We start from the raw sequence: 485 nt of genomic DNA on the forward strand, positions 1-485 counted from the left end.
CAGCCTGTCGCGGTTCATCAGCCCCTGATCGGTGAGGCAGAGCCTGCCGAGACGGTCTTCGCGGTGGGGATCCACCCCGGCGTTGTAGAGCACCAGGTCGGGTTGGATCTGATCCAGCAGCTCGGGCAGGTGATCACCGACGGCCGCCAGATACTCCTGGTCTTCCAGGCCATCCGCCAGGGGAAGATCGCAATCGCTCACTTGTTTGCGCAATGGAAAATTGCTGGCGCAATGGGCTGAGAAGGTGAACACCCGTGGATCTCCGGCAAAGATCAACGCGGTGGCATCCCCCTGATGCACATCCAGATCCACCACCACCAGTCGCCCCACGCTCCCTTCCTGCAGCAGAACCCGGGCGGCGACCGCCACGTCATTGAAGATGCAGAAGCCGCTCCCCTGGTCGGGAAAGGCATGGTGGGTCCCGCCGGCCAGATGACAGGCCACCCCATGGCGCAGGGCGAGCCGCGCCGTGAGCAGGGTGCCTC

At 64.5% G+C, this 485-nt stretch carries 1 protein-coding gene; it reads right to left on the bottom strand.

Annotated features, from left to right (window positions below; translation table 11 throughout):
• A partial coding sequence (locus ACLD7X_RS18610; RefSeq protein ID WP_411425163.1) for a histone deacetylase family protein occupies positions 1-485 on the bottom strand: 485 nt, incomplete at both ends.

This window comes from Aphanothece microscopica RSMan92 (assembly GCF_046613545.2).
Classification (GTDB): Bacteria; Cyanobacteriota; Cyanobacteriia; order PCC-6307; family Cyanobiaceae; genus NIES-981.